Origin of the sequence: Paenibacillus sp. KS1 (genome assembly GCF_001680695.1) — a bacterium.
In the GTDB taxonomy this organism is placed as follows: domain Bacteria; phylum Bacillota; class Bacilli; order Paenibacillales; family Paenibacillaceae; genus Paenibacillus_B; species Paenibacillus_B suaedae.
In genome coordinates, this window is the sequence record NZ_MAIS01000003.1 from 105,149 (window position 1) to 118,832 (window position 13,684).

The window sequence follows — 13,684 nt, forward strand, 5'->3', positions numbered from 1 at the left end:
ATGTTTGATGCTGGAATGAGAGGCACTCCTTATTCTATCCGTGAACGTGAATGATCTCGAAGGAAGGCTGTCTTTGTGGAAAATATGTTGCTCCTACATAAATTTCAGGTAAGGTCGGTCAGAGACCGGATGATGGTTATCAAGTTGCTTGTTTTTCGGCTGAATATTGCGGAACACGATGACGAAGGGCTGTTTCAGAGCATTGTTAATTGGCTCTTGTGCAGCCTCTTTTTGCGGATTTGATTATGGAATGTATATATGCCCTAAGCAGGCTAAAAGGATATGAATATCATAAGCATTATCAAAGCACGACATAAATTTGGGTAAGGGGACAGGTGGATATATGAACGGTGATAATGTGATTCGCATAACGTCGAAACCTTGGAGTAGTAAGCTGAAATTCGAATATGCCCAGGCGAGCGGGCTGACGTCTGGAAGCATATGGCCACCCCCTGGGTGCGCGCTAATATTTCCTGTTCCACCGGTACCGCCGGCTCCACCGGAGACGGGCAAGGTGCTGAAGGTAGAAACGTTCCAATTCATTACAAGAAGCGACGGGGTAAAATCCACGTACACGAATGAGAATGCGCTGCCGCAATACGGAAGCTCGGACATACTGGATCCGGCAACTGTTTCCTACACGAACTTGTTCATCAACGGCGTTCTTCAGCCGCTTATTGTATACAAGGTGTCGGCTGGGGCATTAACCATTGATGAGGTGCCAGTGGACGGCGTTCCTATAACGCTTCAGTTCATACGAATTTTTCATGCGGAAATGGGATGATTCGGATTAGTGATCGAACAAACTTAAGAAAGCGGGGAACAGATCATGAGGGGCCAATTAGTCGCTTGTTTCCTGTATGTGGGATATAATTTCGATCCGCAATCTTACAACAGGAGGTGAAAAAATAGGATACATAGATATTACCTTAAGCTTAAGTCGAGAAAGACCTTTAACCAAAGAAGGTATACTTTCTCTTTCTCCAAGATTGTTGGAGGAAAGCAAACACGAAAATTTTGCAAGCATGCTAATTTTTTTGGAAAAGATTTAAGTTGTAACCTGAGCGTTCACCATGTCATGTACACAATCAGTACCTCTAGGATCAGCATTAAATAAGGTATCCCAAAAGAGGAGTGAAATAAATGGCAATTATTAAACCGTTTCTGGCAGGCAGGAAATTCAGTTCGACCATCGGAGCAGGCACGGGAACAGGTGCTGCGTTTACGATTGCAGCCACAGCATTTACAAATGATACTGGTGCTGCAGCAACTTCATTTCCAGCCTCATTTGCCTACTATGACCTTTATATCAATGGGGTTCTCCAAATGGGAGATACGTCTATAGTTACGACAACATCAATAACAATCCCTGGAGGAGATGCGCTTGATCCTGCCACGCCGCTCATCGTTGAGTTTATTGTGAATTAACCAAGAACGATTGTTTTTCATATGCTGATCATAGACTGTTCTGGTTATATTCCAGAGCAGTTTTTTGTTGGCTTTTAAATGTGTTTTTTCTTCAAGACAACTGCAAGGTTCAATACTTGTCCCACATGCATCTAATATAGCATCCCTTAAGAAAAGGAGGAGAAAATAATGGCTATTACTCAACCATTTATAGCAAGTCGGAAATTTGCAGCTACGATTGGAGTCGGGACTGGAACTGGCGCCACATTCGCGGTTGCCGCAACAGCTTTCACGAATGACGCTGGTGCTGCAGCAACAGCATTCCCAGGTTTATTCGCTTATTATATTCTCTATATTAATGGCACCATCCAGACAGCAGATACGTCGACAGTAACGACAACAACGATAACGATTCCTGGAGGAGATGCGCTTGACCCTGCTACCCCAATCCTCGTCGAATTTGTCGTAACGTAATGCCGATATATAAATAGTGTGTGTGTTTAAATATCAAGTTGATCCAAGGCAAGCCTTGGATCAACTTTTTTTCAAGACGCATCATAAGTTCCATACATAAGGGTTTCTGACAAATTAATACGGGTGCCTATTGCTAGGACACCTTCGTGGGAGATGTGGAAATGGATAAACGGTATTAAACGGTCATGAAGGATAAACACTTATAGAATAAGGGAAACGCACTGTTGGTAATGGATTAAAAAAGACGAAAAAATGTAATGATTAATACAATTAGTCCCCAAATTTCAAGTTTAGTCCCCATCGCCACTGAATAATACATCATCAAAAATGGAAGCTGTCTTTCGATCCACTGATTCGATAATATGCCCATAGACGTCCATGGTTGTTCCTATTTTAGAATGGCCCAATCGATTAGATATCGTTTTAGCATGAGCACCTTCTCCGATTAATATGGAAACCGACGTATGACGGAAGTCATGGAACCGTATGAACTTCAGTTTAGGAATTGTACCGTTGAAATCCTTCCATTTTTCTGTAAGCGATTTGGGACGGAACGGGATCCCGATTTTATTGCAAAATAAGAAATCCCCATAAGTTCCTTCCCAAATATCAGCATTATCATTTTTCATATTGTCCCATTCTGCTTTGCATAATGTTAATCTATCTACCACATACTACCTGACATAAAGAAAGTATAAAAAGACATCAACAAGAGTGTGGACGACATTTTAAATGTTCAATAACTTAGGTGAATCCCCAAGCTAGTCGAATTCCTTTCATGTAGGTTTTTCATTGGGTATACTGGATAAAAAGGAAGGGTGGTCAAATGAAGGTGCTTGGGATTCCAGTAGATGGTGTAAAGACCGGCGAGAATGATCCTTATGTCGAACTCGATGTAAAAGATGTGTATATGATAAAGGAGAATGAAAAAGGAATTGCGGTGTTTTACACAGCGTTTGGGGAGTTTTATGGATTGGCATTTTCAAATGATTGATCTAAGCTCTAGGTCATCTAGGGCTTTTTTTTGTTAGTTCATAATGTCAATTAACATTACCATACTCTCAGGTACTGTCTTATAATAATCTTATATAACTATAAAGGGTGGTGCAAAGTGAGTCAGTCTTTAACTTACATATTATTTAGTACCCTCGATGCTGCAGTTGTTAATGCTTTGATCCTAAAGATATATAAGCAGCCTTTATTAAGGTACAAGTATAAAATACTTGTATTATCCGTAGCATTAGTAATATGTTCATTTTTAATGAGGACTGTAATTAATTTACCTGCTTTGGATTTGCCCTTGCAATATATCATATTTGTAATGTTTTACTATTCCGTGTTGGAATACAGGCTGCATTATGCAGCATTTATTATCGGATCAGGATTATCGGCATACATATCGATCCAAATGATTGTATACTACTGTTTGGCCACCATAGGGATAGCTGATAAATCAGTAATATTTGTTTATACGGGGTTCCCTGTCAACGCTATTCAATTATGTTCTATTGTTGTTGGTGCGGCCATTGCCTTATTCCTATGGATGACGGGAAGAGGATTTTCATTCATCATCGTGCCGCCTCATGATACATTCAGAATTAAGTATTCAGAGTATAGTCATCGAATTGTTGTTATTTCGGGAATAATATCGGCAGTAACGATATTCCTGACTTTATTAATAATCCTGTCTCAGAATTACATATTGCTCATGATACTTTCATTAGCAAGCTTTGGCATTGCTTACTATTACTCGGATCGGGGAGATTACGAAAGTGTTAGAAGCGATATCGAGAAACATTGCAATAAAATTGAAGAAGAACAACCCTGAGAGCGATGTTGATGTAGAGGTTTTAGAATATGGAATTGCAATGAAATTAAATAAATATGGAGTAATCTTGATTACAGTAACTTTAGGGACTATCTTCGGACATCTATATGAATCTATACTAGCATTAGTGGCATTAGCTGCTATTAGAAGGTTTTCTGGAGGGGCACATTTTTCTTCACTAACTGCGTGTATGATCATATCTTCATTATTTTGTGTGATAACGCCTATGATACTCCTATCGAAAACGACTGCTGTTGTTTTGACTTTGGTATCCGTTTGTATCTATTATTTTCGAGCCCCAAATTGGTTTGAGGAACTTACTGTCCAGAAAAATGATATACTGTATAAGTACATAGCAATGTTGATAGCAAGTGGTAACTTAATCCTGCAATCTAGTGTTATAGCGATTGTTCTCTTTGTACAAGCCTTAACATTACTACCGAAAGGAGGTGTCAAGGATGAAAAAGAACATTGAAATGTTTCTCATGAAACGATTGGAGAAAAGTGCTGAAAAAGAAGCGAAAAAAGCAAAGATCGTTTTCGGTGCTAAGAAACTCCCAACAGCTTTGAAGAACGTAAAGCATGAGAATTAAAATGGTACTTTGAAAAGTTCATCATATCCGGCAATATAATGCTTTAGCAACCGTATCATCACTTCAGTGAAATTAGTGAACGGTGTAGAGCATAGTTGGATATTGCTTGGACAGAGTATCCTGTTTTTGGCTAAGTCCCCATTAAGTCCTCACCAAGATAATCTCGCTGAATAAAACAACATCTAAAGAACGTTTGAAATCTTATGTATAAGGGTTTGGAGTAAATTAAAACGGGTGCCCTATTGCTAGGACACCCTCATGGGAGAGGAGAAACCGGACGAAGAGCTTATGGGGAAACGTAAGTCTTCTCCGCGGTTGTCTACGACATTCGATGATGTCGATACTTTAATGATTGCCCGATTGGGCAGAAATATACATGTCGAAAAAAATTTGTAGGGCTCGATAAATGATGCCGCTTTCTCACATCCTATAACCAAAATGAACTTGCCCAGCTGTATAAGCAGGGGTGATGGTCATATATGTAGGAGGAGATCGAGTTGAGGCATCTGATTATATACGCACATCCCAATCCGAACAGCTTCAATCACGCCATTATGGAAATGGTACAAGCTGAATTGGAGGATCAGGGACATGCCGCATTGGTTCGCAACTTGTATGAAATGGAGTTCAATCCGGTGCTGTCGGCCAAAGACTTCGAATTATTCGGACAGCATGAGCTGCCCCCTGATATTGAGGAGGAGCAGGGTCATATTACGTGGGCAGATCATATCATCATGATTTATCCAATCTGGTGGGCAAGTATGCCTGCCATTATGAAGGGGTACATCGACCGTGTGTTTTCGTATGGCTTCGCCTACAAATATGGTGCTGACGGCATAGAGAAGCTGCTGTTAGGGAAGTCGGCGCTGCTCTTGTCCACACATGGCAACACACATGAGCAATATGAGCAGAGCGGCATGTATGAGGCCATGCAGAAGACGACAGACAGCGGCATTTTTGAATTTGTCGGCATGAAAGTGCTTGTACATCGGTTCTTTGCATCCGTGACGACAATTGACGATGAAGCGCGCAAGCAGATGCTTGTTAGTGTGAAGGAACTGCTGCAGCAGCTGCATCGATAAGTTGATGTTGATAGATAAGGCTTCTTATCGGGAACCCTATTTCCGGATAAGGAGCTTTTCTTTTTATAGAGGGATTGTGTGATGAAGAAGCTAAGTCTGAATGAGGACACGTTTTCCTTTTTCAAATTAGGAGAAAATGTGGTACGATAAACGTCGAAATACAAGAAGTTTACCGTTACATACCATCATGATTATACGGATAAGCTGCGCTGAGGCGCATAAGAATGGGTGGAGTGAATTGAGAGTTATTTCAGGAACAGCAAGAGGTCGTTCGTTGAAGCCGGTACCCGGCATGGGGACGCGGCCGACGACAGATAAAGTCAAGGAAGCCTTGTTCAGCATGATCGGGCCGTATTTTGACGGCGGCTGTGTGCTGGATCTGTTCGCAGGAACAGGCGGACTTGGCATCGAGGCACTTAGCCGTGGTGCGGAACAAGCGATATTCGTGGACAAGGATCCCAAGGCTGTCGAAGTTGTGAAGCACAACGTTCAGGCGGCAGGGGTCGCGGAGCAGAGTGAAGTATACCGCAATGATGCCAAGCGGGCGATTAAGGCATTAGCGAAGCGTGATATTTCTTTTGAACTTATTTTTCTTGATCCGCCATATCGATTGAAGGATGCGGACGAACTGCTGGAAGGCATGTGGAATGACGGGTTAATCTCGAAGGATGCGACGATTGTCGTTGAGCATGACTCGAAGCATGAATATCCCGAAGAGATCGGTCCTCTCTACGTATGGAAGAAAACAGAGTACGGAGAAATTGGAATTACGGTATATCGGGTAAAGGAACAGACAGAGAAGGAAGCTGAGCTTGAACAGAACGCATAAGCTTATAACCATATGAGGAAATGAAACGTGCAGAAGAATAATCTGCTGTAGGGCATAAGGAGGATCCATTGTCATGACGGAACATACAGAGCAAGTGCATGAGCCGCGCATTGCGGTGTATCCGGGAAGCTTCGATCCGGTTACACTTGGGCATCTTGATATTATACAACGAGCGGCTAAGCAATTTGATAAGCTCATCGTAGCGGTGTTGAACAATTTGTCGAAGCAGCCAATGTTCAGTGTTGAGGAACGGAAGGAGCTTCTTGGGCAGATTACTCAGCATATCCCGAATGTGGAAATTGACAGTTTCCGTGATTTGCTGGTCAATTATATGGAGCAGAAGCAGGGCCATGTGATCGTGCGCGGCATTCGCTCTGTCACAGACTTCGAATATGAGCTGCAGATGGCTTCCACGAATCAGAAGCTTAACCCACGAGTAGAGACGATCTTTATGATGACGAATCCGAAATATTCCTATCTAAGCTCAAGCATGGTCAAGGAAATTGCGAAATTCAATGGTGACGTCAGCGAATTGGTGGCACCTGAAGTAGAATTGGCACTGCGTGATAAATACAAAGATTCAAAGTAAGCAGCAGGTCCATGTCGCCAGTATGAATCAACGGTCGATATGGACTTTTTTGTTTAGCCTCGGGTGAACAGCCGTCCAACGGTTTGTGCCAGTACGAATAAAGTGAATAGGAATAGACAGGCTACGGGAATGAGCATGGAAGCTTGAGCCCATATTGGCAAATGACTAATGAAAGTCAATAACGGAAGCAGGCTGCTTGATTCCGCGATTACAGGCGCATCATAGGCATTGGATGTGTTGGTTGCTAGCGTACATAATGCTGACATTGCTGAATCTGATGATTGGAGCAGGGAATGAAGTGGCGACCATAGCATATAAGTGAGCAGAAATGCACATAAGGCATGAAGCAGACGGGATAGTATAAAATGGCCGAAGCGAAGATCCGTCGTCTTCACAATGCTGTGAACTTGAAGAAGAGCACTGATGCCGCTCCAGGCAATAACGGAACTGAGCAGCGCTGCTTGAAATACAGGAGATGAGAATGCTGCTGAACCGAGCGTATACGCCGCTAAATTTACTTCAAGCAATCCGTTCAAGATATATTTGCCAAGCTCCTGCGGAATTGCGATGCGCAGCACTTGAATGATAACGGAGAATATCATCATATAGCCGCCGACCATCATTAAGGTTTGGACAGCTGAAGTAACGGACTCGCCCAGCATTCTGCCGAAGGGACGGCCATCCTGACGATGGGCGCCCTCCATCTGCCCAATGATCCGTTGGTAGAATTTCTGGTGAGATTTCGATAGTGAAGCAGATGTGCGTAATGGTTGCGACTCAGGGCGCATGCGGTGAATGAACCGCATTAGAAGTGTAGTTAGGATAGAGGAAGCCCAGTGAATAATTGCGATGATTAGCCCAAGCTCAGGCTTCTGCATAAACCCAACACCTACGACTGCTATAATAAAAAGGGGACTGCTCGTATGGGACAGACAGAGCAGCCGCTCAGCTTCCTGACGAGATAGAACCTGTTGATTGCGCAGTTGGGCAACAGCCTTGGCTCCTGCTGGATAGCCGGCCGTCCAGCCGACCGCCCACGCCCAGCCGCCAACTCCAGGCAGACGGAACAACAAACGCATAAGGGGGTCCAACAAGGAACCAAGTCCATGGACGAATCCATAAGCATAGAGCATTTCAGACAATACTAAGAACGGCAGCAATGCCGGGAATATAATGTTCCACCATATTTTCAAGCCTTGAAGTGATGCTTGGAATGCTTGATCCGGATACGATACAATGCAAATAACGAGAAGAACTGCCATACTTCCCATCAACAGCGTCGTTAGCGGGTGTTGGGATAGCGGCGTTCGAAATGAAAACATGATGTTCACCTCTTGCAACAGTATTGGAAGTAGGGTACTTCCACATATGTACGTACCAAAGACAGGCTTTAGACCAGTTTGTACAACGAAGCAGGGGCGAGCGGAAGCAGCAGGAGGGAATGCAATAATGGAAGAAGAAGCAGTACGTGACAGCCAAGGCTCGAAGCGTTGGCGATTAGGCAGTTGGAAATGGTTCTTTGCAGCACTCTTGTTCTTGTATGTGATGGTGTATATGCCAACACCATATGTGATATATACGCCGGGCAGTGCCGAGCAGGTGAAGCCAATGGTAAGTGTCCAAGCTGGAGACGACACAGAAGAAGGGACATTTATGCTTACCACGGTGCGCCGCACATATGCGAACCTTGCATTGCTATTATGGAAATCATTTGACCCGCATGCCGAGTTTGGCAAGAAGGCGGATTCCCTACAAGGAAGAAGCGAACAGGAATATGTGACTGAGCAATTGTTCAACATGAGTGATTCCCAGCTAGGCGCGGTACTGGCTGCCTATAACCAGTTGAAGATCCCGTACCAATTGAAATCCGAAGGCGTGTATGTTATTTACAACTACCCGAACCTTGCGCACAATGAGTTCGAGACCAATGATCGGATCATCGAAGTCGATGGTAAGCCGGTTAATGATTTCGAAGCATTACAAGCAGTTATGAAGGGCCGCAAAGCTGGAGAAACGGTGCAGGTCAAGGTTGAGCGTGACAAGAAAGAGAAACTTGTAAAGGCGACATTGGTGGAACTGACGGATCCGAATAAGAAAGAGGAGAAGCGAGTTGGCTTTGGTCTTCGGTACGGACAACGCAAGGAAGCTATACCTGAGGATAAAGGAAAAACCATAACCTTCAAAGACAGTGACATTGGCGGTCCATCCGCTGGGCTTATGTTTACCTTGGAGCTGATAAACCGCTTAACCCCAGGGGACTTAACTGAAGGCTATCGGATAGCAGGAACAGGAACGATTGAACCTGGCGGGAATGTAGGCGTGATTGGTGGCATTCAATTTAAGGTTGTGGCTGCTGATCGTGAGAAGGCGGCGCTGTTCCTTGCTCCAGAAGGCAATTATGCGGAAGCGAAGGCGAAGCTCGAAACGATGAATACGAAAATGAAGCTGGTATCGGTACGTACAGTGGGCGATGCACTGAACGCAATTCAGAAGTTTGGCGCCGAGCAGAAGGCTGCTCAGTAAACGTATAGAGTAAAGCGAAGGGCTCGTGGAATAAGTAGCGGCGAGCTTTAATAGCATGAAGCACAGCTTGTCTGATCATGGAGTGGGCAACTATCGTGATGCAGATATGAGGGAATACAGGCTGATATATCTTCTTAATATGAAATAAGGGCTAGATGGACAAAAGATCGAGGTGAGGGCGAGATGCTCCCATGCTCGATCTTTTGTGCTTATTCTTCCCTCAGTTTGATTGATGTCGCCGAGGTGATTCGTAATAGTCCCGATAAGCATCACGAGCATTCCAACGCCCAAAGGCGTTCGCATACAGCGATGTTGCTCGGATATCAGCTTCCAGGCCGCAATAACCTCCGAGATTGAAGTTATCGCGATTCACGCTTAACACAATCGGCAGTTCTGCGCTTTGCTTCATTCGCTTCAGCAGGGCGCGTCCTGTGTCCGTGAACCCAAGAACTCTAATGTACCAGGGCCCTTTCTTCAAGCCATCGGATCCAAAATGGAATTTGTCATGGTGAAGCAAAATATGCGCGAGCATCCGCTGCAGCTTCGTTCGGGTATAGCGCTTCGTCTTGAGCTGCTCAAGCAGGGATTCCACGCGTTGTGCTGTCATTTGGCCGAGTGCCTGTTTCACCCGGTACTCGAGCCCTTCCGTAACCTCTAGATGACGCGCAATGGATTCAGGGGACAACTGATGTAGCCGATATATCAGCTCACGCGTATAACAATCCCAGCTCATTGGTGCTCTGCCGAAGCGATGCTCCTGCTCAAGAATACGCAGTGTGCTTGGCGGCAAATATTGTGCGCATGTCTCGAGAGTGCCTTCTTCCGTCCATAATCGTCTAATGGCGGTTGCGCTCGCGATTGAGCCTTCTGGTGCTTCCGTATCATGGTAGCCGGCCTGTGTGCGAGCAATCGTGTGCGGTTTGATTGCGCTATTCAATCGGCGGAGCGCCATTACATAGTGCAGGCCAAGGGAATTGTTGGGCTGCGCCATCCAGTCTGCAGCCTCGGATGAAGAAGGGCTGGTGCGGCTTGCCGTCATTGCTTGTCCCGCTGCTGCGGCATAAGCAGCAGGGTAGGTTAAACCTGCCTTCAGATGCTCCTGCAGCTGATCTGTGAAGCCCGAAGGCTCGTTAACGAGGATATCTGCTGCACGTAAGAACGGTTCAACATCACCAAGCTCGCTGCCGAAGCAGAGAGCGTCAACTACGCCTGTCGCTTGCAGGGTGGCAACAGCGCCGTAGGCGAACCATTCCGCAGGCTGAACAGCGTAGGCAACAGGCAATTCGAGGACAAGGTCGACGCCATTTGCAAGTGCCATATCCGTTCGCGACCATTTATCGGCCAAGGCTGGTTCGCCACGCTGTAGGAAATGTCCGCTCATGACAGCGACCACTGCGTCGCAATTTGAAACTTTTTTCGATTGCTGGAGATGATATACATGACCGTTATGCATCGGATTGTATTCAACGACGATTCCGAGCGTTCTCATTCACGTCTCTTCCTTTCAGGCGCTGAATGCGGTAATATGGTATCTCAATAGTATCTAAAGTAGATGCATTGAATGCTTATTGACGGATCTCTTTCCCAGACAATCCACGGGTGTTGATAATCAAATCATACCATGATTGAATGGTTTTCCATAGGAAGGGGAATCGCGCTCCGGCTCTGGCAAACTGTCAAACGAATTTGGTTGACAAAGCATGACGTTAATCGCTATAATTAATTTTGTTTGTTTGGAGTGATAGTATGGAATTTCGATTTCGAGACATAACTGCTGGTAGAGGGGAAACGCAGATTAATACGGCATTTCGTGCCGACGAGGTAGCGCGTGAGCGCTCTGATGTTACCATTTCTGAACCGGTTCATGTCGAACTGTCGGTAAAGGCGGAAGGTGATGGGTTCGCTCGAGCTCATGGCAAGCTGACCGCTAAGATGGAACTGCAATGCTCGCGTTGTTTAACATCGTTTACCGAGACGTACGTTATTCCGTTTGATGAGCAGTTCAAGCTGAAGGACTCTACTGATCTTCCCGCTGAAGGGGATGAGGAGGACGTCATTACGGTGGCGGACGACCTTGTCAACTTGAAGCCTTACGTGGAAGAGGCGCTCTTAATGAACTTGCCGTATGCGCCGCTATGCGACGAGACGTGCAAGGGTTTGTGCCCGACTTGCGGCACGAACCGCAACGAACATCCATGCGGATGCTCGACTGAGCGAATCGACCCGAGACTGGCGGGGTTACAAGATTTCTTTAAGAAATAGAAAGCTGACAGTAGAAATAACACGTAACTTGGGTAAGGAGGTGTAAACATGGCAGTACCTCAAAGAAGAACGTCGAAAACACGTCGTGACAAGCGCCGTACGCACTTCAAATTGTCCGTGCCGGGCATGGTAAAATGCGAACAATGCGGTGAGTTGAAATTGGCGCACCATGTATGCAAAGTGTGCGGAACATACAAAGCTAGAGAGATTATCAAACAATAATCGGATATCTATGCAGGAAAAGTAGTACTTCGTGATCTCACGGGTGCTACTTTTTTTGTTCTCTTATACTGGATAATATTAGGAGGAAAAGAGGGGGGATAAAAACTGGTGCTTTCCTTTAGACCCATTTTTATATATACTACTCTTAGTACCAGGTTCTAAATACCTTTTTTCAAATCGATGAAAATGATCTATGATATACATAAGGGTTGGACAGTCAGCAGTTTTGCGGCAAGCCAAGCCTTTAGCATATTGGGCAAAGAGCAAAGGTGGTGCGGGACATCGAGCGTTTACCTAAGAGACAGCGTCAGCAGCAGCTGGCCGCAATCATTGAAGAGAATCCCTTCGTGACTGATCAGGAATTAACCCGCAAGTTGAAGGTGAGTATCCAGACGATTCGGCTTGACCGGATGGAGCTCGGGATTCCTGAATTAAGGGAACGATTGAAGCTAATGGCAGAGCAATCCTACGATCAAGTAAGATCCTTGCCGCTACATGAAGTTATTGGTGATATTGTTGACCTGCAGCTGGATCGCAGCGGGATATCGATATTTGAAATCCGTGATGAACACGTCTTCTCAAGAACACACATCGCACGCGGTCATCATCTGTTCGCGCAAGCGAACTCGCTTGCGGTTGCGGTCATTAATGATGAGATTGCATTAACGTCATCAGCGGATATTCGCTTTCTTCGTTCCGTGAAGCTGGGAGAGAAGTGTATCGCGAAAGCGTATGTACGCTCAATTTCAGGCGAACGAAGCAAGGCGAAGGTGGAAGTGTTTAGTTATGTGGGAGAAGAAATGGTGTTCCAAGGGAACTTTGTCATTTATCGTTCGGCAGGAACGGTGATTAGCAGCGAAGGAGGAGAACTGCATGAGAATCGCCATTGATGCGATGGGTGGAGATCATGCGCCGAAGAGCAATGTAGAAGGTGCATTGGCGGCAGCCAAGGAATGGTCGGATGTTGAACTGCTGCTTGTGGGAGACGAAGCAAAGCTCACTCCGTATATGACCACTTCCCCATCGAATGTGCGCATCATTCATGCGCCAGATACAATTGAAGCGGATGACGAACCGGTTAAGGCAGTTCGTCGCAAGAAGGAAGCCTCGATGGTTGTTGCGGGACGTATGGTTCGTGAAGGTGAAGCGGATTGCATGATATCGGCAGGCAATACGGGAGCGTTGATGACGACAGGGCTTCTCATTGTAGGCCGTATGAATGGTGTGGAGCGGCCTGCACTGGCTCCAATGATCCCAACGATGGATGGCAGAGGCGTGCTAGCGCTGGACTTGGGTGCGAACATGGATGCCAAGCCTGAGCATCTTGCGCAGTATGCCTTGATGGGCAGTATTTATCGCGAGAAGGTACATGGCATGGCGAAGCCGCGCGTCGGACTGCTGAACGTAGGTACAGAGGCGATGAAGGGCAATGAATTGACGAAGCAGGTCTATCCGCTGCTCGCGGAGCTGCCGATTCAATTCGTAGGCAATGTCGAAGCCAGAGACGTATTGGAGAGTACTTGTGACGTACTCGTGTGCGATGGATTTGCTGGCAATGTCATGTTGAAATCGCTGGAAGGAACGGCAAGTTCATTATTTGGCGTGTTGAAGCGGGAGTTCACGCGTACATGGTATACGAAGCTTGCGGCAGCGATGTTGATGCCAGCACTTAAGGGCTTGCGCAAGACGATGGATTACAAGGAACATGGCGGAGCTCCGCTGTTAGGCTTGAACGGACTTGTAATTAAGGCGCACGGCTCTTCAGATGCGCGAGCCGTTCATAATGCGGTTCGGCAAGCACGTTTAGCGCTGCAAAATGATTTGATTGAGACGATTTCTATGGGAGTCGGCGGAACTAACAGTGGGAAGTGAGTG

General features: G+C 45.7%; 18 protein-coding genes. 15 read left to right on the forward strand and 3 right to left on the reverse strand.

Annotation, left to right across the window (positions count from 1 at the left end):
* Nucleotides 1-343: 343 nt before the first annotated feature.
* The 3 genes from BBG47_RS02005 (at nucleotide 344) to BBG47_RS02015 (ending at nucleotide 1,881) form a co-directional block, all read left to right on the forward strand.
* Entirely contained in the window at nucleotides 344-784 is a 441-nt protein-coding gene (locus tag BBG47_RS02005) for a DUF4183 domain-containing protein (RefSeq protein WP_065290301.1), read from the forward strand.
* Between the two features lie 359 nt (nucleotides 785-1,143).
* Nucleotides 1,144-1,428, forward strand: coding sequence for a DUF4183 domain-containing protein (locus BBG47_RS02010; RefSeq protein ID WP_044357822.1), 285 nt, complete (start codon nucleotides 1,144-1,146; stop codon nucleotides 1,426-1,428).
* 168 nt (nucleotides 1,429-1,596) lie between these two features.
* Nucleotides 1,597-1,881 carry a DUF4183 domain-containing protein gene (locus BBG47_RS02015; protein ID WP_065290302.1) on the forward strand — a complete coding sequence of 95 codons (285 nt, stop codon included), beginning with the start codon at nucleotides 1,597-1,599 and terminating at the stop codon, nucleotides 1,879-1,881.
* A 290-nt stretch (nucleotides 1,882-2,171) separates the two neighbouring features.
* Here BBG47_RS02015 and BBG47_RS02020 read toward each other — a convergent pair whose 3' ends face one another.
* Nucleotides 2,172-2,510: a tyrosine-type recombinase/integrase gene (locus BBG47_RS02020; protein ID WP_065290303.1), complete on the reverse strand. Its 339-nt coding sequence runs from the start codon at nucleotides 2,508-2,510 to the stop codon at nucleotides 2,172-2,174.
* Nucleotides 2,511-2,707: 197 nt separating this feature from the next.
* Here BBG47_RS02020 and BBG47_RS29765 point away from each other — a divergent pair, with 197 nt between their 5' ends.
* From BBG47_RS29765 to coaD, 7 genes are all read left to right on the forward strand, one after another.
* On the forward strand, nucleotides 2,708-2,875 hold the full coding sequence (locus BBG47_RS29765; RefSeq protein WP_175400464.1) for a hypothetical protein: 168 nt from the start codon (nucleotides 2,708-2,710) through the stop codon (nucleotides 2,873-2,875).
* A gap of 117 nt (nucleotides 2,876-2,992) precedes the next feature.
* Nucleotides 2,993-3,709 (forward strand): hypothetical protein, encoded by a 717-nt coding sequence (locus tag BBG47_RS29770; protein WP_065290304.1) that lies wholly within the window; start codon nucleotides 2,993-2,995, stop codon nucleotides 3,707-3,709.
* On the forward strand, nucleotides 3,654-4,184 hold the full coding sequence (locus BBG47_RS02030) for an accessory gene regulator ArgB-like protein (RefSeq protein ID WP_065290305.1): 531 nt from the start codon (nucleotides 3,654-3,656) through the stop codon (nucleotides 4,182-4,184). The genes BBG47_RS29770 and BBG47_RS02030 overlap by 56 nt, the downstream gene beginning before the upstream one ends.
* Complete coding sequence (locus BBG47_RS31040; RefSeq protein ID WP_260612203.1) at nucleotides 4,168-4,302, forward strand: hypothetical protein; 135 nt, start codon at nucleotides 4,168-4,170, stop codon at nucleotides 4,300-4,302. Before BBG47_RS02030 ends, BBG47_RS31040 begins: the two co-directional genes overlap by 17 nt.
* 497 nt (nucleotides 4,303-4,799) lie before the next feature.
* The gene (locus tag BBG47_RS02035; RefSeq protein ID WP_065290306.1) at nucleotides 4,800-5,384 is read left to right on the forward strand and encodes an NAD(P)H-dependent oxidoreductase; all 585 of its coding nucleotides are present in this window, start codon (nucleotides 4,800-4,802) and stop codon (nucleotides 5,382-5,384) included.
* A gap of 238 nt (nucleotides 5,385-5,622) precedes the next feature.
* A complete protein-coding gene (gene rsmD, locus BBG47_RS02040; protein WP_083189035.1) occupies nucleotides 5,623-6,213 on the forward strand; it encodes a 16S rRNA (guanine(966)-N(2))-methyltransferase RsmD in 591 nt (196 codons plus the stop codon).
* 73 nt (nucleotides 6,214-6,286) lie between these two features.
* Entirely contained in the window at nucleotides 6,287-6,802 is a 516-nt protein-coding gene (gene coaD, locus BBG47_RS02045; RefSeq protein ID WP_065290307.1) for a pantetheine-phosphate adenylyltransferase, read from the forward strand.
* Between the two features lie 53 nt (nucleotides 6,803-6,855).
* Here coaD and BBG47_RS02050 read toward each other — a convergent pair whose 3' ends face one another.
* Nucleotides 6,856-8,124 (reverse strand): nucleoside recognition domain-containing protein, encoded by a 1,269-nt coding sequence (locus BBG47_RS02050; RefSeq protein WP_065290308.1) that lies wholly within the window; start codon nucleotides 8,122-8,124, stop codon nucleotides 6,856-6,858.
* A gap of 127 nt (nucleotides 8,125-8,251) precedes the next feature.
* Here BBG47_RS02050 and BBG47_RS02055 point away from each other — a divergent pair, with 127 nt between their 5' ends.
* Nucleotides 8,252-9,325, forward strand: a complete 1,074-nt coding sequence (locus tag BBG47_RS02055; RefSeq protein ID WP_065290309.1) for a YlbL family protein — start codon at nucleotides 8,252-8,254, stop codon at nucleotides 9,323-9,325.
* 220 nt (nucleotides 9,326-9,545) lie between these two features.
* Here the strand turns inward: BBG47_RS02055 and BBG47_RS02060 are convergent, their stop codons facing one another.
* On the reverse strand, nucleotides 9,546-10,814 hold the full coding sequence (locus BBG47_RS02060; protein ID WP_065290310.1) for a nucleotidyltransferase: 1,269 nt from the start codon (nucleotides 10,812-10,814) through the stop codon (nucleotides 9,546-9,548).
* A gap of 257 nt (nucleotides 10,815-11,071) precedes the next feature.
* Between BBG47_RS02060 and BBG47_RS02065 the strand changes: the two genes are divergently transcribed.
* From BBG47_RS02065 to plsX, 4 genes are all read left to right on the forward strand, one after another.
* Nucleotides 11,072-11,587 (forward strand): YceD family protein, encoded by a 516-nt coding sequence (locus BBG47_RS02065; RefSeq protein ID WP_065290311.1) that lies wholly within the window; start codon nucleotides 11,072-11,074, stop codon nucleotides 11,585-11,587.
* A gap of 48 nt (nucleotides 11,588-11,635) precedes the next feature.
* Nucleotides 11,636-11,809 (forward strand): 50S ribosomal protein L32, encoded by a 174-nt coding sequence (rpmF, locus tag BBG47_RS02070; protein WP_019424932.1) that lies wholly within the window; start codon nucleotides 11,636-11,638, stop codon nucleotides 11,807-11,809.
* Between the two features lie 269 nt (nucleotides 11,810-12,078).
* The gene (gene fapR / locus BBG47_RS02075; protein WP_028531217.1) at nucleotides 12,079-12,699 is read left to right on the forward strand and encodes a transcription factor FapR; all 621 of its coding nucleotides are present in this window, start codon (nucleotides 12,079-12,081) and stop codon (nucleotides 12,697-12,699) included.
* Nucleotides 12,683-13,681, forward strand: a complete 999-nt coding sequence (gene plsX / locus BBG47_RS02080; RefSeq protein ID WP_065290312.1) for a phosphate acyltransferase PlsX — start codon at nucleotides 12,683-12,685, stop codon at nucleotides 13,679-13,681. The genes fapR and plsX overlap by 17 nt, the downstream gene beginning before the upstream one ends.
* The last annotated feature ends 3 nt before the right edge of the window (nucleotides 13,682-13,684 follow it).